Consider the following 21219-nt stretch of genomic DNA (forward strand, 5'->3'; position numbering starts at 1 on the left):
AGGAATGAATGTTGAAGTATGGAAAAGTAGCATTAGTTGGAGCGTTATCAGTAGGGGTATTAACAGGGTGTTTCGGTGAAAAGCCAGAAGAAAATTTATATACAGCTTTTGAAACAGCAGCGACACAAGAAAAGTCTTTAGTTGATGAAGCGAAAAAATTAGAGGGTTTAGAGAAGCAAGGTCAAGAACTATATTCTCAAATTTTACAAGAAGGTAAAGATCATAATGACGCAGTTATGAAAAAGATAGAACAAGCGACTGCAAATGTAGCTGACCGTGAAAAAGTATTGAAAAACGAAAAAGAAATGCTAGAAAAAGCGCAGAAGGAAACGAAATCCGTTCAAAGTAATATAGAAAAACTTGAAGATAAGAAAGTGCAAAAGCAAGCAAAGGCAGTTGAAGAGTCGTATAAAAAACGTTACGATGCATTCCAAAAGATGAATGAAAACTACACGAAGGCGTTAGCGACTGAAAAAGAATTGTACGAACAATTAAAGGTAAAAGAAACGAAATTAAAAGAGATTGGTGAGAAAGTTAAAACTTTTAATGAGTTAAATGGAGAAGCACAAAAGTCGAAAGAGCAGTTTAACAATTATACAAAAGAGTATAATGACAGTAAATTAGCATTTTATAAAGATGCGCAGATTAAGATTAAAGAACAGAAATAAAGAAAGTTCTTAATCGGAATATAAAGCCGAAAAAACATATAAAAATGTTTTTTCGGCTTTTATCGTTAAATGAATAGAAAAGACTGGAATAGATATCATAAAAGAGTTATAGTGAATTATTCGAAGGGAAACATTGTAAAGTAAGGAGAATGAAACATGTCATATGAATTTTTACTCAAATTAGGTTTAGCGCTCTTTTTAGGATTATTCATCGGGATAGATAGGCAGCTAAAGAATAAACCGCTTGGTGTGAAAACAAGTATGGTTATTTCTGTAGCAAGTTGTTTAATTACGATGGTTTCAATTGAATCAGTTCATGTATATTCTGTTCCAGGTCATACAAATATGGATCCAATGCGTCTTGCTGCTCAAATTGTGAGCGGAATCGGTTTCCTTGGAGCAGGTGTCATTTTACGAAGAAGTAATGACGTTATTTCTGGATTAACGACAGCTTCTATGGTGTGGGCTGCTTCAGCTTTAGGTATAGCAATTGGAGCAGGGTTTTATTTGCAAGCGACCGTTGCCATGATTTTAATTATTTTAGCGATTAACGTACTTCCGCAAATTGTGAAAATTGCAGGCCCGTATTCATTAAGACAAAAGGACTTATCTATAAAAATTACTGTAAAAGAGCACCAAGAATTAGATGGTATATTTAAGCAAATTAAAAAATTAGGCATGCATGTAAAACGAGTGAAAATTAAAGATATTGATAGTGGTGCATTTCAGCAATTGGAGATGGTTATTTTAGCTCCAGAAGATTTATATACAACTGAGTTATATAGTTCACTAAAAGAGATTGATCGAGTTGTTTCAGTTGAAGTTGAAAGTAGATAAAAAAGGTGATGAAAATTCACTCTTTTTTTTACGCGTAAAAAAACAGTTTGCTATAATTATTCTCTAAAGGGGATGAGAATGGTGGAGATACACATTAGAAGGGCGACAAAATCGGATATTGCAGCAATAGCAAAAGTACATGTGGAAAGCTGGAAAACAACGTATACCGGGATATTCGAAAACGAAATTTTAGAAAATGTAACATTTGAACAAAGAAAAAAGCAGTGGGAGAATATTTTTCAAAAAGAAGATAATTACCAATTCAGATTTGTAGCAGAAACGTTAAATGGAAAAATAATCGGATTCATTGATGGGGGAGTTGAAAGAAGCGGTACATATAATTGTGATGGGGAATTATATGCGATCTATCTGTTACAACAGTATCAAGGAATGAAAATAGGACAAAAATTATTTCAAGCGTTACTGTCGGAATGTATAAAAAATGGTATGCAATCTCTTTTAGTTTGGGTCGTTACTAATAATCCCGCTAAAAAGTTTTATGAAAAATATAATCCTGAAAAAATTGATACGAAATTTTTAGAGAGAGTACAGGTAGAAGAAACAGCGTATTGCTGGAGGAATATAAATAATATTATTATGTAAACTGTATGTTTTTAAAAGGTATACCTTTAATTGGTATACCTTTTTGTTTAACTCTGTTCAATCGATTAATAACGAGTAATGTGAAAAATAATGAATAGTTAACTTGAGAGTAAAAACTTTTCTATTGTATTTTTAATTAGATGAAATAAATGATAGAAAAGGAAAAAAATTTAGTTAGATAAAAAAATTCTGAAATATACTCTTGAATTGATAATAACAATCAATTAGAATCATAATTGATAATGATATTCAATCATTGGTTGTTTTATAAAATTTCGATAGCGTTAATATAAAGAGGAGGACCAGTATGCAGCATGCGAAACAAATCGCAGAACATGCAACAATACAAAGTTTTTTAAACTGTTATTTAAGAGAAACAGGGAGTGGAGAATGGATTACAGAGGATGAAAGAATGGAAAGTATCTTCAGTAATACGTTGAATAGAAATGTAGTCCCCACATATTTATGTTGTCGGCTATCGGCACAGAATGTTACTTTGTATGGAGAAGTTATATATAAATCAGCAACAGATCGCCATTTGTTTGGAGAACAGTTTTATTATCAAATTGGAGAAACTAAAACTGTTATAAAAGCAGATTATGTTACAGTTATTACATTTTTAATAAAAGAGATGTCTATCAACTATGGAGAAGGAACTAATCCTGCTGAGCTTATGCTTCGAGTTATTCGCAGTTGTCAAAATATTGAAGAATTTACAAAAGAGAGAGCAGAAGATACATCTGCATTATATGGTTTCCATACAACTTTTATAGAGGCGGAGCAATCTTTATTATTTGGGCATTTAACTCATCCTACCCCAAAGAGTAGACAAGGTATATTGGATTGGAAAAGTGCAATGTATTCTCCAGAATTAAAAGGAGAATGCCAGCTTCATTATTTTCGCGCACATAAAAGTATAGTAAATGAAAAATCATTATTATTAGATTCTACAACAACGATTATAAAAGAAGAATTAAGTAAAGATGAGATGGTAAATGAGGAATTTATAGAGAAGTACTGTAAGGAAGATGAATATTCATTAATTCCAATTCATCCGCTTCAGGCTGAATGGTTATTACATCAACCTTATGTACAAGAGTGGATAAATCAAGGAGTGCTTGAATATATTGGTCCAGTAGGTAAGTGTTATATGGCAACATCATCACTTAGGACGCTATATCATCCTCATTCGAAATATATGCTTAAGTTTTCCTTTCCAGTGAAAGTAACAAATTCAATGCGCATTAATAAGTTGAAAGAACTTGAGAGTGGCCTTGAAGGGAAGGAAATGTTAAATACGGCTATTGGTGAAGTACGAGAAAGATTCCCAGGCTTTGATTTTATTTGTGATCCAGCCTTTATTACATTAAATTATGGAACACAAGAATCTGGATTTGAAGTAATTATTCGCGAGAACCCTTTCTATAGTGAACATGCAAATGATGCTACATTAATTGCTGGACTAGTTCAAGATGCTATTCCTGGAGAGCGCACTCGTTTATCGAATATAATTCATCATATAGCAGAGTTAGAAAATAGAAGCTGTGAAGAAGTAAGTTTAGAGTGGTTTAGACGGTATGTAAATATTTCTTTAAAGCCGATGGTATGGATGTATTTACAGTATGGAGTTGCATTAGAAGCTCATCAACAAAATAGTGTTGTACAGTTGAAGGATGGTTATCCAGTAAAATATTATTTCCGTGATAATCAAGGGTTTTATTTCTGTAATTCAATGAAAGAGATGCTTAATAATGAGTTATCTGGTATTGGAGAACGTACTGGGAATTTATATGACGATTATATTGTAGATGAAAGGTTTCGTTACTATTTAATTTTTAATCATATGTTTGGACTTATTAACGGTTTTGGTACGGCAGGATTAATTAAGGAGGAAATTCTACTTTCTAAATTAAGGTCTGTATTGGAATCATTCCTTCCATATAACCGTGAACCTTCTACATTTTTAAGAGAATTGTTGGAAGAGGATAAGTTGGCATGTAAAGCAAATTTATTAACGAGATTTTTCGATGTCGATGAATTAACAAATCCATTAGAGCAAGCAATTTATGTGCAAGTGCATAATCCACTCGTTAGAGAAGTGGCTGTTCGTTCATAAATAGCGTTAAAATTTCACGTAATACAAATAATGGAATTTGGTATTTCGTCATAAGTGGAGGAGTTTATGAAAGTGGATATGTATCACACGAAAATATTGAAGGCACTTGAATCAGAAGAATACATTTCAGTGCGAAGAAGGGTGTTACGTCAGTTAGTAGAATCGTTAATTTATGAGGGGATTATAACGCCAGTTCGTGTAGAGAAGGAAGAACAAATTCTTTTTATTATACAAGGACTTGATGAAGAAAACAAAAATGTTTCGTACCAATGTCACGGAAGAGAAAGGATGACATTTGGACGTATTGCTGTAGACTCGTTACTAATACGAGTGCAAGATGAACAACAAGAAATACAATCTGTGTCGCAATTTTTAGAAGAAGTTTTTCGGGTTGTTAACGTAGAACGAACTAGATTAGATTCTTTTATTCACGAATTAGAACAAACAATATTTAAAGACACGATTGCACAATATGAAAGAAATAAAAGGGAGGAATATACTCGAAAATCTTACGATGAGTTTGAAAGCCATTTAATAGACGGTCACCCGTATCATCCTAGCTATAAAGCGCGCATTGGATTTCAATATCGTGACAATTTTCAATATGGATATGAATTCATGAAGCCAATAAAACTCATATGGATTGCAGCACATAAGAAATATGCGACTGTAGGTTATGAAAATGAAATGATTTATAGCAATACTTTAACAGAAGAAATTGGTGTGCAGAGAATAGAAGAATATATAAATCGTATTCAAAATATGGGATGTAATCCAAAACAGTATTTGTTTATCCCAGTCCACCCTTGGCAGTGGGAGAACTTTATTATTCCTAATTATGCTGATCATATACAGGGGAAATATGTGATTTATTTAGGGGAATCATCGGATGAATACTGCGCCCAACAGTCAATGAGAACGTTAAGAAATATGACGAATCCAAATAAGCCATATGTTAAGTTATCGATGAATTTACTTAATACTTCAACTATCCGTACGTTGAAACCACATTCGGTTGTGAGTGCACCAGCTATATCAAATTGGTTAAGTGATGTCGTAAGTCAGGATCCTTATTTAAGGGATGAATCGCGCTTGATTTTATTAAAGGAATTCTCGAGCGTAACGTATGATACGAATAAGAAAGCTACATATGGTTCATTAGGATGTATTTGGCGTGAAAGCGTTCACAAATATGTAGATAAACAAGAGGATGCAGTTCCCTTTAATGGCTTATATGCAAAAAAGAAAGATAGTACACCAATTATTGATGCATGGTTAAACAAATATGGAATAGAAAATTGGCTGCAAGTACTTATTCAAAAAGCGATAATACCGGTTTTACATCTTGTTGTAGAGCACGGGATCGCATTAGAATCACACGGTCAAAATATGATTTTAGTCCATAAAGAAGGGCTACCTGTCCGGGTTGCATTAAAGGACTTTCATGAAGGACTTGAGTTTTATCGTCCATACTTGAAAGAAATTGACAAATGCCCTGAGTTTACAAAAATGCATAAAACGTATGTGAACGGAAAAATGAATGATTTCTTTGAAATGGATCGCATCGAATGTTTGCAAGAGATGGTTTTAGATGCACTTTTCTTATTTAATCTAGGAGAGTTAGCTTTCATACTTGCGGATGAATATGAATGGAAAGAAGAACGTTTTTGGATGATGATTGTCGAAGAAATTGAAAATCATTTTAGAAAATATCCACATTTGAAAGAGAGATTTGAATCCATTCAATTATACACAGCTACTTTCTATGCGGAGCAATTAACGAAGCGTCGTTTATATTTGGATGTAGAATCGCTTGTTCATGAAGTTCCAAATCCATTGTATAGTGCAAAGCAACTTAACATACAAAAATCATTTGTTACAGGGGGAAATTATGCTAATCGTTAATAAACAAGAGTATAGTAAAAATGATTTTGAATCGAGATTACAAGTTTACGAGGAAATGGAACAATTTCAAGCAGCACAAGGAAATAGATTTGCACTTTGTCTGAAAGATCCATTTGATATTATTACACTTGTGTTTTTCTTAAAAGAAAAGAAATCATCTGTACTTCTTATACATGAAGATACACCAAAAGATACGGCTATTAAAATGGCAAGGCGTGCAAATTGTACGGGACTTTTATATGGAGAATGTAGCGAATTTACAAAATTAGAAGTAGTGAATTCAGTGCTACAAGAGCCTTCTTTATTGCAATATAGCTCAGGAACCACGGGAGAACCGAAATTGATTTGCAGATCATGGACGGAAGTTGATACTGAAATAGTTGCTTATAATGAAGCTTTAAATTGTGAAGAAGATGAAGTACCGATTGTTATGGCTCCTGTTTCACATTCATACGGATTAATATGTGGTACGTTATCTTCTATTACAAGAGGAAGTAAGCCTATAATTATTACGAATAAAAACCCTAAATTTGCATTAAATATTATTCGCAATACAGAAAAACATATCATATATGCAGTACCATTGATGCTACATATTATGGGGAGTTTTCCACTAGGAACGTTCCAGTTTCATAAAATTATGACATCCGGATCACCTTTGCCCGAAACATTATTTTATAAACTAAATGAAATGACAACGTACATGATGCAGCAATATGGATGTTCTGAAGCTGGTTGTATTAGTATATGTCATGATATGGAGAGTCATTTAGATTTAGGAAAACCACTTCCACATGTAAGTATAAACATAGGATCAGATGAAAACGAGCCTGAAGAAATCGTAGTGAAAATTGCTGGAAAGGAAATTTATACGAAAGATTTAGGGTATGAATCTGAGCGCGGCCTTCACTTTATGGGGCGTATGGATGATGTAATCAATGTTTCAGGGTTAAAAGTGTTTCCTATAGAGGTGGAAGAAACGATTCTTCGATTAGAAGGTATTCAAGAAGCCATTGTATACCGAGGGAAACATCCAGTGATGGGAGAAATCGTAAAAGCGAAAGTAATCTCTCATATTGACCCAGTACAAATAAGAGAATGGTGTATTCAGCACTTACCGTCTTATAAAGTTCCGTATGAAATTGAAAGTGTAACTGAAATTCCGAAAAATAAAACTGGAAAAGTAAGTAGAAAATTACTAGAGATGGGAGAGGTTACAACATGAGACGTGAAACGTTAAAGAGTGCAGTGCTGAAAATTATGACAGAAAAAATGGAACTGAAAAATGTAACGCATTTAGAAGAAACAATGCGTTTAAATCAAGATTTATATATAGATTCGGTAATGATGTTGCAGCTTATCGTATACATAGAAATGGATTTGAAGTTATGTGTCCCAGAGGATGAGGTAGATCCAAAGGCGTTTCTTACTGTAGGATCTTTACTTGATTTTATGGAAGAGTTACAGCCGTTACAAGAATCAAATGTGAATAACTAACCTTGGAGAAAGTGGATGAGAGTATGACTTCAATTAAAGTGCACTGTTTAGTGAGCTGTTTTTGTGAAATTATAAAAAGACGCGGTGATATAGATTTTCGTCCATTTTATTTTGGACTATGGGATGGAGACTTTGATATAACAGAAGGCGGAATTATTTCGTATCACTCCGAAAACATTAACCATGATAATTATTTACTTTGGTATGAAAAACTGTATGGTATTAAAGTGAACGAATGGTATGATCATGCAAAAGATAAAGATAGAAATGTAGAAACATTTTTAGAATTAGTAGAAAATAAGCCGGAAAATCGTTATGTAATTGTAATGGTGGATATGTCTTTATTACCAGAGAGGGAAAATAAGTTTCACCAAAAACCATTTCCGCATTATTTAATGATATCGAAGACAGAGAAAGAAGAAGAATGGTTCATGTTAGATCCTGATTTTCGTTGGGAAGGGAATATGGAAAGAGAAAAAGTGATTCACTCTGTTCAAGATAATCCATTTGGTGGTGGTTATTTCATTGATGTAGAGGCGATTCAGGAGCCGACGCAAGAAATGGTAGCTAATTATTTCACTGAGACATTCAAAAAGTATGATAATGAACTGACTATGGAATTAAAAAATTTAATTATAAAAATGGCAAATGAGGAAGAGGGGTATTCGCTCTCTAAGCTTGTAGCAGCAGTAAAACAAATACCAGTACTTGCAATTCGTAAATATAGTTATGAACATGCCTTTGCATACTTCCGTGAAACGTTACAATACTCGGAAGAGGAGTTTGATTATTGGTGTGATCGGGTAGAGGATATTGTACAAGGATTTACAAATGTACAGTATCGTGCAATTAAAATGGCAATGACGAATAATAAGGGTATGCTCGTATCGATTATTGAAAAACTGGATGAAATGAATGCAATTGAACTGCAAATTAAGAAGGAATTAGAGAGACAGTTTCTATCATGGAAAGGTATGAAAACAAATCAGTCTGTCGTAACTCTTTAAAAAGCTAACTGAATTTTAAGATAGGGGAGTTTAAAGTTATGAAATATTCGCTATGTACCATTTCATTTCGTCATCAATTAATTTCATTTACTGATATTGTTCAATTTGCATATGAAAACGGTTTTGAAGGAATTGAATTGTGGGGAACTCATGCACAAAATTTGTATGTGCAAGAGCGTGAAACGACAGAACGAGAGTTGAATTTTTTAAAGGATAAAAACTTAGAAATTACGATGATAAGTGATTATTTAGACATATCATTATCAGCAGATTTTGAAAAAACGATGGGGAAATGTGAACAACTCGTAATGTTAGCAAATTGGTTTAATACGAATAAAATTCGTACGTTTGCCGGACAAAAAGGGAGTGTAGACTTCTCGAAACAAGAGAGGCAAGAGTATGTAAAGCGAATCCACAAGATTTGTGATTTATTTGCTCAGCATAATATGTATGTACTTTTAGAAACACATCCAAATACGTTAACGGACACGTTGCCGTCTACTTTGGAATTATTAGAAGAAGTAGACCATCCGAATTTGAAAATAAACCTTGATTTTCTTCATATATGGGAGTCTGGTGCAGATCCAATAGACAGTTTTCATCGACTAAGACCGTGGATACAACATTACCATTTTAAGAATATATCGTCAGCGGATTATTTACATGTATTTGAACCTAATAATGTATATGCCGCAGCGGGAAGTCGTATTGGTATGGTTCCATTATTTGAAGGTATTGTAAATTATGATGATATCATCCGGGAAGTGCGAGATACGGACTATTTTGCTTCGCTAGAATGGTTTGGACACAACGCGAAAGATATATTAAAAGAAGAAATGAAAGTATTAACAGATAGAAGATTAGAGGTAGTAACCTCGTAATATAAAATGATAAAAGAGTCTCTATTTAGAGTCTCTTTTTTTATAGTTAAAAATAACCAAAAATTACCATGTATTTAAATTCGAATTTGGCACAATTTATATATATATCAAGGAGGTGATTGGTAATGGCTAGAAATCGTAATTCTAATCAATTAGCATCACATGGAGCACAAGCGGCTCTAGATCAAATGAAATATGAAATTGCACAAGAGTTTGGTGTACAACTTGGAGCTGAAACTTCTTCACGTGCAAACGGTTCTGTAGGTGGTGAAATCACGAAACGCCTTGTAGCGATGGCAGAACAACAACTTGGTGGCGGATATACTCGCTAAATGTAGAAGGTTATAGGAGAAAGGAAGGATTCTTCCTTTCTTTTTTTTTTCAATTAATTGGTATGGATATATAGCGAACTGGATTCAAACAATAGGAATAATACTATATTTTACCCAATTTCTTTCGTTGTGAATGGGAAGTAGTAAAGATGTAATAGCCCTGGTGGAATGAAAAATTACGTTCCATCAGGGCTATTATATGGCAAGAAATATATGATGAAAGGTTCCGAAGTCAACATGTTAAAAAAAGAAAACTGTTGTTTAATTGCGCTTGCATCAGTTCCACTTGTTATGACATTAGGGAATTCAATGCTCATTCCAATACTGCCGACTATCGAAAAGAAATTACATATTTCATCGTTTCAAGTATCCATGATTATTACAATTTACTCCATAGTTGCAATTTTACTTATACCGATTGCTGGTTATTTATCAGATAGATGGGGACGGAAGATGGTAATGGTTCCGAGTTTACTGATTGCGGCTATCGGAGGAGCGGTAACTGGTTGGGTATCATGGAAAGTTGATAATCCCTACGTTTGGATACTTATCGGTAGAGCGATTCAAGGTATTGGTGCTGCTGGTGCAATGCCAGTTGTTATACCGTGTGTTGGTGATTTATACAAAGATGAAAAACAGGTTAGCGCAGGTTTAGGAATCATTGAGACATCAAATACATTTGGAAAAGTGCTCAGCCCTATTTTAGGATCTGCTCTAGCTGCCATTATATGGTTCTTACCATTTTGGGCGATTCCAGTTTTATGTGTAGTATCGATTGTTTTATTACTGGTACTAGTAAAAGCAAAAAAACAAGAAGGAGAAGTACCACCATTAAAAGAGTTTATTCAAGCTATTATCTCTACGTTTCGAGAAAAGGGAAGATGGTTAATTGCCATTTTTGCACTAGGTGCAATTATAATGCTTATTTTATTCGGAATTCTCTTTTATTTGTCTACTATACTGGAGTCAAAGTATGACATTCATGGTATATGGAAAGGGTGTGTACTTGCTATTCCTTTGCTTGTATTATCGATTAGTTCATATATGGCTGGTAAAAAAATTGGAGATAATCAAAATGTTATGAAGAAGTGTATTTATATTGGCTTTTTACTGGCTGCGGCATCAGTCATAATCCCTTTATTTATAAAAGGGATCTATTTACTACTTCTATGTCTCGTTATTATGGGAGTAGGAATTGGTATGGCACTCCCATGTTTAGATGCCCTAATTACACAAGGGATTGAAAAGGAGCAGAGAGGCACGGTTACGTCATTTTATAGTTCGATGCGATTTATCGGTGTAGCAGCTGGACCACCCCTATATTCATTTTTTATGAAAGGGTCGGACCATGAAGTGTTTTATTTGACAAGTATTTTCGCTGTTATTGGTGCCGTTATAGCAATGATTTGGATTAAACCAGCAAAAGATGAAAAGGCAATAAAACAGAAGCCAGAACCGACTGCATAATTTGAAATAGGATTGCATGACCTATAATTAGCGTGCAATCCTATTAATTTAGTTAGGGAAAATAACTTGTTTTAACATATAAAGTGCGACTCCCCATATGACGAGGCCTGAAATTTTGTTTAATAATACGATTGCCTTTCCAGTTGAGTCTAGCCTCTTTAAAAACTTTCCAGCTAAAGCTAAGCTAATAAACCAAATCCAAGAAATGATAATCGTTGCAGATGTAAAAGCCCATTTTTCACTTCCTATATATTGAATAGAATTTGTCCCAATTACACCGATTGTATCTAAAATCGCATGTGGATTTAATAACGAAACCGATACAGCGAAAATAATTTGTTTTTTTAAAGGCATGCTTTTTTCTTGTTTTACATCTTTGGAAGGCTTACTTCTCCAAATAACGAAGCCCATATATATGAGAAAGATAAATCCAATCGTATATAATGTCGTCGTTAGCCAAGAAAAAGTAAGGAGTACAAGGGATACACCCTGTACTGCAATTAATATTAGTAACGTATCACATAGAGAAGCAGTTAATACTACAGGGGCTGCCCTCCAAATATTAGGTTGGCTCGCACCTTGGTTAAATACGAAAACATTTTGGACACCTAATGGAATGATAAGGCCAAATGCAAGGATGATACCGTGAATAATCGCTTCACTCATTATATTACCTCCTACTTTAATTCATTATGATAGTGTATATTGTATAGAAGAAATGAAAATTTGTATCCATCCATATGGTTGGGGAGGTCACCAACCAAAAAGAATGTAAGGTGATATGTATGATGGAAAGATTAGTTTGGAAGCCTGATATGTCTTTAGCGTCTCCTTTGTATAAACAAATAGAAACGTATATAAAAGAAAGAATCGTTAATGGAGAATGGACTGTTGGAACAAAGTTACCTTCACAAAGAGATTTGGCACATACATTTGGTGTGAATCGAAGTACAATTGTAATGGCTTTCGATGAACTAGCAGTAAAAGGGTACATTGAGGGAAATGGCCGAAAGGGAACGATTGTTGTAAATAATAATGAGAACACTTCAACATATGCTCCGCCTCCTAATTGGCAGTCTTATGTAGAAACAGGGCTTCATTATCCGAACCTTCCTGCTATTCAAGATATTAATCAAGCTGAATTTTATCCGCATGTAATTCGTTTAGGAACAGGTGAACTCGCGCCGAGTCTCTTACCTGAAAAAAAGATGAAACTAATAATGAATAAGCTGTTGCAATCAAACGTGCCACTTGGATATGAAGAGCCGAAAGGAAATCTCTATTTAAGGGAGAAAATTGCGGGCTACTTAAAAGGGCATGGTGTATATGTATCTCCTGATTCTATTTTAATTGTTTCAGGAGCAATTCAAGCGTTGCAACTTATTTCTATGGGTCTTCTTCCGAAAGGGGCATCGATTTTACTAGAAAAACCATCCTATTTATATTCGCTTAATGTTTTTCAATCAGCAGGAATGCGTTTAATTGGAATACCAATGGATGAGAATGGATTAAATGCATCATATATTGCGAAATATAAGAAGCAATTTAACGCATCTATTTTATATACAATTCCGTCTTTTCATAATCCGACGAACTTTAGTATGAATGCAGAGAAGCGGAAAGAAGTAATGGAGATATGTAATGAAATTGGATTGCCTATTATAGAGGACGCAGTGTATCAAGACTTATGGTTTGATGAGCCTGTTTCAAAGCCTTTAAAAGCATATGATAAAAACGGAATTGTACTACATATCGGGAGTATGTCTAAAGTGATTAGTCCAGGTTTAAGAATTGGATGGATTGTTGGACCTGAATCAGTAATTCAAAGGTTGGCAGATATAAAAATGCAAACAGATTATGGTTCGAGTTCTATATCCCAGCAAATTGCAGCAGAATGGTTTACAAATGGATTATATGATGAACATTTACAGTTTGTAAGAAATGAATTGAAGAAACGTAGAGATTTTATGTTACATATGTTAGAGAAATATTGTCGTGAAATAGCAACATGGTATGAACCGACAGGTGGTTTTTATATTTGGTTACATATGAATGTACCTGTTTCGAATCGTAGCTTATTTGACAAAGCTTTACAAGAAAAGATTTTATTAAATCCAGGTACTTTGTATGATAGAAGTGCAAACCAATTTTTGCGACTATCGTATTCATATGCAACGTTAGAAGAAATTGAAATAGGTATAAAAAAACTTGCACAACTAATTAAAATGTAAAAGGAGAAAGTAATGAAACAATATGTAATTTGCCAAATTATCGATGGAGATAAATATTTAGCTGCTTATGCAGAGACGAAGCAGGACGCAGTCGAAAAAGTAGAACTGCTAGGATTAAGAACGGGAAATCGTTACATAGTAATTACCGCGGAAGAAGCGAAAGGGTTAACTTATCCGTAAGCAATGTGTGGGGTACGTAGTTGGTAAATAAGCCTAGTAATATATGAAATTACTAGGCTTATTTAATATTAAAGCGTTAAGAAATCCCGTATGAAAATAATAATATTATGAGTCAAGCTGACGGAAAAATCTATTGGTTTTGCGATCTTGATTTCCATTTCTATATTCATCAACATATTGTCTGAAGTTCCAAGATTGTAAAAACTTATTTGCGGAGTTATAACCAGAATTGTAAAGCCATTCTTTTTCCTCTTTCGTTAATTCAAAATTTGTACTTGTAATCGTCCCTGTAGGAATTGTAATTGTTCTTGCTTTTGATTCTTTATCTAAATGCCGTAAATCATGAGCTTGCATCATTGTTTTAAATAGTCCTTTGAACATGGAAATGGGCTCTTTATAATGGGCGGGATCAGCTTGAATTTCATCTTTTACAAAATGAAATCCAAAAGTTGGCCAGCGAGGTGAGGTAGGGGAGTCAAAAATCCAAATGGGATAATTGCTTAAAATCCCACCATCAACCATATAACAAGGTTGTTTCCATTTTGGTGTTCTCCATTTTACTGGTTCAAAGAAGAAAGGAATGGTACTACTCATTCTTACTGCCTTAGCAATCGAGAAGCGATAATTTAAAAATCCGTAGTTTGGCAAGTCATCGGGAAAGACAACCATTTTACCGTTGCTTATATCAGAAGCAATAATTTTAAGTTTGTTTAAATCAGGTAAATCTGTAAATAAGTGAACTCCTTTTTTTCGTAGTAATTCTTCAAGCCATTCTTCTATAAATACATTGGAATAAATACCTAGAGTAGACCATGCACTTATTCCTTTACCGATAAACGGGATTCTATCAAGGAAAGTTTTCTTCATAAATTTGTTATAATCAATATCAGTTATAATTGTTTTTAATTCTGAACAAGAATAGCCAGCAGCTAAAAGAGCTGCAATAATAGCACCAGCCGATGTTCCAGCTACACGCTCCCATTCATACCCTTTTTCAGCTAACGCGCAAATTGCCCCTACATGTGCAATTCCACGCACACCGCCTCCTTCAAAAACACCATCAATTTTCATTGCACATACTTCCTTTCTAAAAATGAAAATGTAAAAAAAGCACGTAATATACGTGCTTTTTTACAATAGTTTTTAAGTTTACTAGCAGCCTACAAAGCCGCCCCAACAGCTAGCTCCGATGATGATTAGAAGGATAAATAAAACGATTAATAAAGCGAAACCTCCATAACCACATCCACCACAACTACCGCCGTAACCGTAACCGCCGCAACTATATCCGTAACCCATGTGGAATTCCTCCTTAAATTAAAAATGAAAATGAACGAAGGGAAAATGTACTGGAAGGAATAAAGAACTATCGTGTTTGTAGGAACAATGTATACTATGCTTTTTTAAACTTGTTCGCGTATGAGGGATAAGCCCGTTTTTTGGAAGGCTTGTTGATTTTGTGATAAATGGAGTATAATCTTTGTGCTATGATACAAATAAGTATAGAGATGTAAGGAGAATATATGGATAACAAAATTGAAGTGTTAATTGATAAATATGGACTGACACATTTAAAAGAGGAACTTATTAATACTGTATTTCCTTGTGTAAAAGTTGTGCCTGAGCAGCAAGAAACGGTTGCGATTGGTAGTTCAAAAATGGGGGGAGCTCCTGATTTACCGGATACATTTGAATATCCAATGTATAAAGGAAATCCGTTACATTTTATCGCGCAATTTAATCTAAATGATTTACAAAACGTTCGTATGAATCACAATCTACCTAAGGCAGGAATGTTATATTTCTTTAGCATTGAAAATTATTTTGAAGAAGATGTGAATCCAATGGAAGCTGGGCGCGTACTTTATTATGATGTTCCAGTAGAGCAATTACGAAGAGCGGATGAAACGCAAGCGAAATATAATCAATGCGCAATTACTTTTGAACTGACGTATAAATTACCAGAACTTTTCATTGAAGATGAGGCCGATTCAGATCGTTTCTTGCAATTACTTGAAGAACTAATCCCAGATAACTACGATAACCATCAAATGTTTGGTGAGCCATTCTCTGTACAAGAGGAAGTACTACATGAGACAGGAGAATATATGGGGATAGATCCACAGCAAATGACGCTTTTATTCCAAATCGATTCAGATCATAAAAATTGTAATATGGTTTGGGGAGAGTTAGGAATGTTATATTTCTGTATTGGTAATGAAGATTTGAAAAATCGACGTTTTGAAAATACATGCTGTGTGTTACAAACGTGTTAATAAAAAAGGTTGCTCTTTTTAAAAGAGCAACCTTTTTTATGTGAATTAATTAATATGCATAATCTCATATGACCTATTTTGAAAAGTATTGTATACTCTGAAACTATACGATACTTTTTCGTATAGTTATAGAATATAAGGAGTGACAAGATGGGAAAGACAAGTAAGTATATGACAGCTGCCGCACTTTGTTCAACGATTGTAATGGGAGGCTTACAATCGTCAACTGTATCTTATGCAGCTACGAATCCAACTGTAGTGACGACACAATCAGATGCAAAGTTATTAGATGATTTCAGAAAAGAATTAAAAAAACAGATTGATAATCGTGAAGAAAATATTACAATCACATATAAAACAAAAGATAGAGATGCTAGAAAGATTATGGACCAATTGTACGGCGAGTTTAATAAAATCGTAGATGCTGATGAGTATGTAAAATATAATGTAGCCTCTACTAGATATTCTATTAAAGGGATGCCAGGGAACTATTCGTTTACACTACAAGTGAAATACCGTGAATCAAAAGAGCAAACACAATATGTAAAATCTCAGGCGAAAGCAATTATAAGTTCAATTGTAAAGCCAGGAATGGATGCGCATGAAAAAGTAAAAGCTATTCATGATTATGTTGTGAAACATGTATCATACGACACTTCTTATCAAGCGTATACAGCATATGAAGCGTTAGCGAACCGTTCTGCTGTTTGCCAAGGGTATACATTATTAACATATGAATTACTAAAAGAAGCAGGTATTCAAAATCATATTGTAACTGGTACAGGAAATGGACAAGCTCATGCATGGAATTTAGTGAACATTGAAAACAAATGGTACCATCTTGATACTACATTCGATGATCCAGTACCAGACAAAGCTGGACGTGTAACATATTCATATTTTAATATGTCTGACGACCAATTAAGTAAAGACCATGACTGGGATCGTAGTAAATATCCAGCAGCAACTACAAGTTACTTTGGTGAGTTAACAAACAAAATAAAAGCTGGTAGTTCAAAAAACGTTGTATATGAGCAAATGTTAAAAGAAACAAATTTACAATACTTATCTGCACAATACGGAGCGGAAAATTATAATGAATTTAAGCAAAAGTTGCAGCAACAATTTGCTAGTAAACCAGAAAAGGTAGAAGTACGATATAAGCAGTCCATGGATGGAACAATGCAAGATATAAAGAAAGTATTAAATGAAATAAATTGGCCAAAAGGTGCAAAGCGTGTATCTTATCAAGTAGCACCATATAGTGCAATGGCAGGTTATTCATTAGCGACAATTACATTTACGTATTAAGTAATGAAGAAGAGCATCTGTAAAAGGTGCTCTTTTTATTATGTATCGTTTTAAAAAACAGAATTGTGTGATAAAATAAAAAGGAAGGATGTGGAATTTAAATGGATTTGTTCGAAAATAATATATTTATATTGATATATACTTGTTTAATAATCGAACTTATCGTTTTGTTTTTCCTATCATTTACTTTGTTTATTAGAAGATTATTGCAAAGTAGCGCTGCAAAAAAACAACATGTTATCAATATGAATCAGAAGCTAGATCGAATTATTGAATTGCTAGAAATAAATAAGAAGTAAAGTGAAGGCTTTTACGAGCAGTTGATCTCCCACCTAATTTCTTTGCTTCCGCTACATTTTGAGGTGGGGATCTTACTGCCTGGCAAATAGCGAGATAACGATGGAAGACGTATGAAAAGAGGAAAAGAAATGGCCGATTATATAAAAGAATTACGTGAAAAAGTAGGACATGATTATGTTTTCTTAAACTTTGCGGGTGGTTTTGTGTTTAATAAAGAGGGAGAAGTATTACTGCAAAAAAGAGGAGACTTTAATGCTTGGGGCTTTCCAGGTGGCGCAATGGAGATAGGAGAGTCGGCTGCGGAAACTGCGATTCGAGAAATAAAGGAAGAAACTGGGTATGATGTAGAAATACATGAGCTTATTGGAGTGTATACAAAATATTTTCAAACATATCCAAATGGAGATAAAGCACAGACAATTGTGATGTGCTTTTCATGCTCAATAGTTGGAGGGAATAAAAAAATAGACGGTGATGAGACGTTAGATTTAAAATTTTTCCCATTAGACAAAATGCCTCCGTTATTTTGTAAACAACATGAAGATTGCTTGCAAGATTTATTGGAGAAAAGAGTAGGGGTATATCGCTAACATATAAAAAAGAAGCTAAAAGATTAGCTTCTTTTTTATGTTTTATTTCCACCAATCATCAAACATTGACGCTGGTACTTGTCTTTTATGTTCACTCACTGTGTAACGCTTTTCGATTTTTTCTGCAACGTCAGCTGGAACTGATTTACCTTCTAAATAATCATCTAATTGATCGTAAGTAATGCCTAATTCTGTTTCATCAGCTTGACCTGGCTTTTCATCTAATAAATCAGCTGTTGGCATTTTTAAGTAAAGTCGCTCATCTGCACCTAACTCTTGTAATAAAGCACGTCCTTGGCGCTTCGTTAACCCCGTTAATGGTAATAAATCTGCACCACCATCTCCGAATTTTGTAAAGAATCCTGTTACAGCTTCTGCAGCATGATCTGTTCCGATAACAAGTAGACCTTTTTGTCCACCAATTGCATATTGTGTAACCATACGGATACGAGCTTTCACGTTACCTTTATTGAAATCAGTTAATGATTCACCTAATAAGTTCTCGTATTGATTTGAAAAAGCATCAACGGTTGAAGCGATATCAAATGCAGTTGATTGATCAGCTTGAATAAATTGTAATGCTAATTGTGCGTCATCTTCATCCTTTTGCACTTTGTAAGGAAGACGTACAGCGATAAACGTTGCGTTACCACCTTCGTTACGAATTTCTTCAACTGCAAGCTGTGCTAAACGTCCTGCTAATGTAGAGTCTTGGCCGCCGCTAATTCCAAGTACAAATCCTTTCGCACCTGTTTTTTTTACATAATCTTTTAAGAAATCAACTCGTTTACGAATTTCTACTTTCGGATCAATTACAGGCTGAACATGTAATGCTTTCATAATCTGTTCTTGTAATGTCATTATGTTTTCCTCCTATTCATATTAAAGCGGTAAATAAAAAATTTTTATGTATATATTGGTACATACTTCTATCCTTTATTATTTCGCAAAACTAACGAATATACAATAGGATGTGTGTATGAATATGAATGTAGTCATTATAATGAAACTGTTTCGTTTAAGCAATTTTTTTACCTTTCAAAAATGTAAGGTTTTTGTCATTTGAATCGATGGAAGGTATTTCCCTACTTTACTACTATAAAAGCATAGTTAGTAGAAGGGCGGAGAAGTAATATGAACATTAGAGAACTCGCATATCGGAATGTAACGCGAAATAGACGGACATATTCAGCATATTTTTTGAGTAGTGCATTTGCAATTATGGCCTTTTTTGTATATTCGTTTTTTGCGTTTCATCCGGCATTAAGTGCAGGAGAATTAGGTCAGTATGTATTTGTAAGTATGTCGTTTGCACAGTCTATTATTTACGTATTTACATTCTTCTTTATTTTATATTCAATGGGAATGTTTTTAAAAACGAGAAAGCGTGAACTAGGAATTTTAATGATGCTTGGTATGACGAAATATCAATTAAAGCGTCTTATCTTCTTTGAAAATATTATGATTGGAATAGGGGCAATTATTTTCGGGATTCTTTCAGGTATGTTGTTTTCAGGAGTATTAATTTTTGTAGCCCCAATGATATTAAAACTAGATATTTCCTTATCCTATTACATTCCAATGAAAGCAGTTGTTGTAACGAGTATTATGTTTTTCATATTATTTATGATTATTTCATTATTTAGTGCTGGAATGGTTCGTAAAAATAATATTATGAAATTGTTTAGAGGATCAGCAGAGGCGAAGCCAGAACCGAAAGCATCGAGTATTTCTTCTATATTAGCAGTAGTATTGCTTAGTGCTGGTTATACAGGCGCTCTTATGTCACATGGTGCTATGGTATTTGTGATGATGATTCCGGTTACAACGGTAGTCATTATTGGTACGTATTTGCTGTACAAGCAGTTGAGTGTCTTTATTATTCGGCTATGTAAAAAAAGTAAACGTTTCTATTGGACACAGACAAATATTATTACGTTGTCAGATTTAGCGTACCGTATGAGAGATAACGCAAGAATGTTCTTTATTGTAACGATAATTTCAACTGTAGCATTTTCGGCAATAGGTACATTAGTTGGCTTTGCATCAATGACGAAAGGGATTATGGAGAGACCAATTGCGTTTCATTACCACTCTAAGCAAGGGAATAGTAATGAATCACAGCATCTGAAGATCATCGATGAGGGACTAAAAAAACATAATATAGCAGCTTCAAAAACTAATATCTCATCGAAGAAAACGGAGGAGCAGTCATTAAGAAGCGCCATTTTTATAAAAGAATCAGAGTATAAGGAATATGCAAAGTTAACAGGAGAACCATTTAATACTGTAGCAAATAAAGAGGTTTTATTTTTGTCGGCCGAAATACCAGGACCACCGATGAAAGAAAGAAAAGAAATTACTTTACCTAATATGAATGAACATTTAAAAGTGAAAAAAGTTACTTCGTCTTCATTGGGGAAAATATTAAGAGGAAATGTTTATGTAATCCCTAATAATCAATATGATTCATTACAAGGTAGATTTATAGAAACAAAAGATTATATGTATAAAACTGAAGGAATGAAAGATGAAATTGAGGTTGGTAAAGAACTTACGAGTCAGATGAAGCCTTATGAAGAACATGCAACGTTTAGTGCAGAAGAGTACGAACAAAACCAAAGTTTACAAATCGCAGGACCAATTTTATTTGTAGGTTTCTTTATTGGTATTGTATTTTTCGTATGTGCAGGAAGCTTCCTTTACTTCCGTTTATTTTCTGATTTGGAGGATGATACTCGGTTATTTGAAATGATTCGAAAAGTTGGCTTAACGAGTGGGGAATTATCGAAAGTAGTTACAATTCGATTGGCACTTTTATTCTTCGTTCCGATAGGTGTTGCAACATTACATGGGGCAGTAGCGTTAACTGCGTTAGGACAGATGTTTGAGTACTCACTGTTTAAAGAAAATACAATTGTATTAAGTATTTTCGTAGGAATTCAAGTTGTATACTTCTTAATAATACGATCTCGTTATTTAAAACAATTGAAAGAGAGATTACGTATTCGTTAACTG

22 protein-coding genes are annotated in these 21219 nt (G+C 34.0%); 18 read left to right on the forward strand and 4 right to left on the reverse strand.

The features are described 5' to 3' along the window. Positions 1-11 precede the first annotated feature (11 nt). The 11 genes from JDS81_RS27460 (at position 12) to JDS81_RS27510 (ending at position 11313) form a co-directional block, all read left to right on the forward strand. Entirely contained in the window at positions 12-668 is a 657-nt protein-coding gene (locus tag JDS81_RS27460; RefSeq protein ID WP_033658408.1) for a YkyA family protein, read from the forward strand. A gap of 156 nt (positions 669-824) precedes the next feature. After that, the gene (locus tag JDS81_RS27465) at positions 825-1505 is read left to right on the forward strand and encodes an MgtC/SapB family protein (protein WP_000119505.1); all 681 of its coding nucleotides are present in this window, start codon (positions 825-827) and stop codon (positions 1503-1505) included. Between the two features lie 78 nt (positions 1506-1583). Beyond that, positions 1584-2108: a GNAT family N-acetyltransferase gene (locus JDS81_RS27470; RefSeq protein WP_097953343.1), complete on the forward strand. Its 525-nt coding sequence runs from the start codon at positions 1584-1586 to the stop codon at positions 2106-2108. Positions 2109-2415: 307 nt separating this feature from the next. Then, on the forward strand, positions 2416-4224 hold the full coding sequence (locus JDS81_RS27475; protein ID WP_097953344.1) for an IucA/IucC family protein: 1809 nt from the start codon (positions 2416-2418) through the stop codon (positions 4222-4224). A gap of 66 nt (positions 4225-4290) precedes the next feature. After that, entirely contained in the window at positions 4291-6129 is a 1839-nt protein-coding gene (locus JDS81_RS27480) for an IucA/IucC family protein (RefSeq protein WP_142311476.1), read from the forward strand. Next, on the forward strand, positions 6116-7354 hold the full coding sequence (locus tag JDS81_RS27485; protein ID WP_097953345.1) for an AMP-binding protein: 1239 nt from the start codon (positions 6116-6118) through the stop codon (positions 7352-7354). The genes JDS81_RS27480 and JDS81_RS27485 overlap by 14 nt, the downstream gene beginning before the upstream one ends. Then, a complete protein-coding gene (asbD, locus tag JDS81_RS27490; RefSeq protein WP_001250761.1) occupies positions 7351-7626 on the forward strand; it encodes a petrobactin biosynthesis protein AsbD in 276 nt (91 codons plus the stop codon). The genes JDS81_RS27485 and asbD overlap by 4 nt, the downstream gene beginning before the upstream one ends. A gap of 23 nt (positions 7627-7649) precedes the next feature. Beyond that, positions 7650-8633 carry a DUF6005 family protein gene (locus JDS81_RS27495; RefSeq protein WP_000200692.1) on the forward strand — a complete coding sequence of 328 codons (984 nt, stop codon included), beginning with the start codon at positions 7650-7652 and terminating at the stop codon, positions 8631-8633. 38 nt (positions 8634-8671) lie between these two features. Next, positions 8672-9514: a sugar phosphate isomerase/epimerase family protein gene (locus JDS81_RS27500; protein ID WP_000877705.1), complete on the forward strand. Its 843-nt coding sequence runs from the start codon at positions 8672-8674 to the stop codon at positions 9512-9514. A gap of 125 nt (positions 9515-9639) precedes the next feature. After that, positions 9640-9846, forward strand: coding sequence for an alpha/beta-type small acid-soluble spore protein (locus JDS81_RS27505; RefSeq protein ID WP_000113546.1), 207 nt, complete (start codon positions 9640-9642; stop codon positions 9844-9846). Between the two features lie 237 nt (positions 9847-10083). After that, a complete protein-coding gene (locus JDS81_RS27510; RefSeq protein ID WP_142316316.1) occupies positions 10084-11313 on the forward strand; it encodes a bacillibactin exporter BcbE in 1230 nt (409 codons plus the stop codon). A 48-nt stretch (positions 11314-11361) separates the two neighbouring features. Here the strand turns inward: JDS81_RS27510 and JDS81_RS27515 are convergent, their stop codons facing one another. Then, positions 11362-11979 (reverse strand): LysE/ArgO family amino acid transporter, encoded by a 618-nt coding sequence (locus JDS81_RS27515; protein WP_001287314.1) that lies wholly within the window; start codon positions 11977-11979, stop codon positions 11362-11364. 119 nt (positions 11980-12098) lie between these two features. Between JDS81_RS27515 and JDS81_RS27520 the strand changes: the two genes are divergently transcribed. Next, entirely contained in the window at positions 12099-13544 is a 1446-nt protein-coding gene (locus JDS81_RS27520) for an aminotransferase-like domain-containing protein (protein WP_106080521.1), read from the forward strand. A 12-nt stretch (positions 13545-13556) separates the two neighbouring features. Beyond that, positions 13557-13724, forward strand: coding sequence for a DUF3933 family protein (locus JDS81_RS27525; RefSeq protein WP_097953347.1), 168 nt, complete (start codon positions 13557-13559; stop codon positions 13722-13724). A gap of 105 nt (positions 13725-13829) precedes the next feature. Here JDS81_RS27525 and JDS81_RS27530 read toward each other — a convergent pair whose 3' ends face one another. After that, on the reverse strand, positions 13830-14795 hold the full coding sequence (locus JDS81_RS27530) for a patatin-like phospholipase family protein (RefSeq protein WP_070173044.1): 966 nt from the start codon (positions 14793-14795) through the stop codon (positions 13830-13832). Between the two features lie 81 nt (positions 14796-14876). Continuing rightward, entirely contained in the window at positions 14877-15023 is a 147-nt protein-coding gene (locus JDS81_RS27535; protein WP_000540425.1) for a YjcZ family sporulation protein, read from the reverse strand. Between the two features lie 224 nt (positions 15024-15247). Between JDS81_RS27535 and JDS81_RS27540 the strand changes: the two genes are divergently transcribed. From JDS81_RS27540 to JDS81_RS27555, 4 genes are all read left to right on the forward strand, one after another. Beyond that, on the forward strand, positions 15248-16000 hold the full coding sequence (locus JDS81_RS27540) for a YwqG family protein (protein WP_000368922.1): 753 nt from the start codon (positions 15248-15250) through the stop codon (positions 15998-16000). A gap of 150 nt (positions 16001-16150) precedes the next feature. Continuing rightward, positions 16151-17311: a transglutaminase domain-containing protein gene (locus JDS81_RS27545; RefSeq protein ID WP_097953348.1), complete on the forward strand. Its 1161-nt coding sequence runs from the start codon at positions 16151-16153 to the stop codon at positions 17309-17311. A gap of 101 nt (positions 17312-17412) precedes the next feature. After that, a complete protein-coding gene (locus tag JDS81_RS27550; protein WP_097953349.1) occupies positions 17413-17610 on the forward strand; it encodes a DUF4083 domain-containing protein in 198 nt (65 codons plus the stop codon). Between the two features lie 129 nt (positions 17611-17739). Further along, entirely contained in the window at positions 17740-18201 is a 462-nt protein-coding gene (locus JDS81_RS27555) for an NUDIX hydrolase (RefSeq protein ID WP_000796418.1), read from the forward strand. A 42-nt stretch (positions 18202-18243) separates the two neighbouring features. Here JDS81_RS27555 and nadE read toward each other — a convergent pair whose 3' ends face one another. Next, on the reverse strand, positions 18244-19062 hold the full coding sequence (nadE, locus tag JDS81_RS27560) for an ammonia-dependent NAD(+) synthetase (RefSeq protein ID WP_000174898.1): 819 nt from the start codon (positions 19060-19062) through the stop codon (positions 18244-18246). Between the two features lie 273 nt (positions 19063-19335). Between nadE and JDS81_RS27565 the strand changes: the two genes are divergently transcribed. Further along, positions 19336-21216, forward strand: a complete 1881-nt coding sequence (locus JDS81_RS27565; protein WP_097953350.1) for an FtsX-like permease family protein — start codon at positions 19336-19338, stop codon at positions 21214-21216. The last annotated feature ends 3 nt before the right edge of the window (positions 21217-21219 follow it).

Origin of the sequence: Bacillus cereus group sp. N31, assembly GCF_016483245.1 — a bacterium.
Taxonomy (GTDB): Bacteria; Bacillota; Bacilli; order Bacillales; family Bacillaceae_G; genus Bacillus_A; species Bacillus_A toyonensis.

Bases quoted from the DNA above. Each gene is read 5' to 3' on its own strand.
- JDS81_RS27465 (WP_000119505.1), top strand. From the start codon at position 825: ATGTCATATGAATTTTTACTCAAATTAGGTTTAGCGCTCTTTTTAGGA.
- JDS81_RS27470 (WP_097953343.1), top strand. From the start codon at position 1,584: ATGGTGGAGATACACATTAGAAGGGCGACAAAATCGGATATTGCAGCA.
- JDS81_RS27475 (WP_097953344.1), top strand. From the start codon at position 2,416: ATGCAGCATGCGAAACAAATCGCAGAACATGCAACAATACAAAGTTTT.
- JDS81_RS27480 (WP_142311476.1), top strand. From the start codon at position 4,291: ATGAAAGTGGATATGTATCACACGAAAATATTGAAGGCACTTGAATCA.
- JDS81_RS27485 (WP_097953345.1), top strand. From the start codon at position 6,116: ATGCTAATCGTTAATAAACAAGAGTATAGTAAAAATGATTTTGAATCG.
- asbD (WP_001250761.1), top strand. From the start codon at position 7,351: ATGAGACGTGAAACGTTAAAGAGTGCAGTGCTGAAAATTATGACAGAA.
- JDS81_RS27495 (WP_000200692.1), top strand. From the start codon at position 7,650: ATGACTTCAATTAAAGTGCACTGTTTAGTGAGCTGTTTTTGTGAAATT.
- JDS81_RS27500 (WP_000877705.1), top strand. From the start codon at position 8,672: ATGAAATATTCGCTATGTACCATTTCATTTCGTCATCAATTAATTTCA.
- JDS81_RS27505 (WP_000113546.1), top strand. From the start codon at position 9,640: ATGGCTAGAAATCGTAATTCTAATCAATTAGCATCACATGGAGCACAA.
- JDS81_RS27510 (WP_142316316.1), top strand. From the start codon at position 10,084: ATGTTAAAAAAAGAAAACTGTTGTTTAATTGCGCTTGCATCAGTTCCA.
- JDS81_RS27515 (WP_001287314.1), bottom strand. From the start codon at position 11,979: ATGAGTGAAGCGATTATTCACGGTATCATCCTTGCATTTGGCCTTATC.
- JDS81_RS27520 (WP_106080521.1), top strand. From the start codon at position 12,099: ATGATGGAAAGATTAGTTTGGAAGCCTGATATGTCTTTAGCGTCTCCT.
- JDS81_RS27525 (WP_097953347.1), top strand. From the start codon at position 13,557: ATGAAACAATATGTAATTTGCCAAATTATCGATGGAGATAAATATTTA.
- JDS81_RS27530 (WP_070173044.1), bottom strand. From the start codon at position 14,795: ATGAAAATTGATGGTGTTTTTGAAGGAGGCGGTGTGCGTGGAATTGCA.
- JDS81_RS27535 (WP_000540425.1), bottom strand. From the start codon at position 15,023: ATGGGTTACGGATATAGTTGCGGCGGTTACGGTTACGGCGGTAGTTGT.
- JDS81_RS27540 (WP_000368922.1), top strand. From the start codon at position 15,248: ATGGATAACAAAATTGAAGTGTTAATTGATAAATATGGACTGACACAT.
- JDS81_RS27545 (WP_097953348.1), top strand. From the start codon at position 16,151: ATGGGAAAGACAAGTAAGTATATGACAGCTGCCGCACTTTGTTCAACG.
- JDS81_RS27550 (WP_097953349.1), top strand. From the start codon at position 17,413: ATGGATTTGTTCGAAAATAATATATTTATATTGATATATACTTGTTTA.
- JDS81_RS27555 (WP_000796418.1), top strand. From the start codon at position 17,740: ATGGCCGATTATATAAAAGAATTACGTGAAAAAGTAGGACATGATTAT.
- nadE (WP_000174898.1), bottom strand. From the start codon at position 19,062: ATGACATTACAAGAACAGATTATGAAAGCATTACATGTTCAGCCTGTA.
- JDS81_RS27565 (WP_097953350.1), top strand. From the start codon at position 19,336: ATGAACATTAGAGAACTCGCATATCGGAATGTAACGCGAAATAGACGG.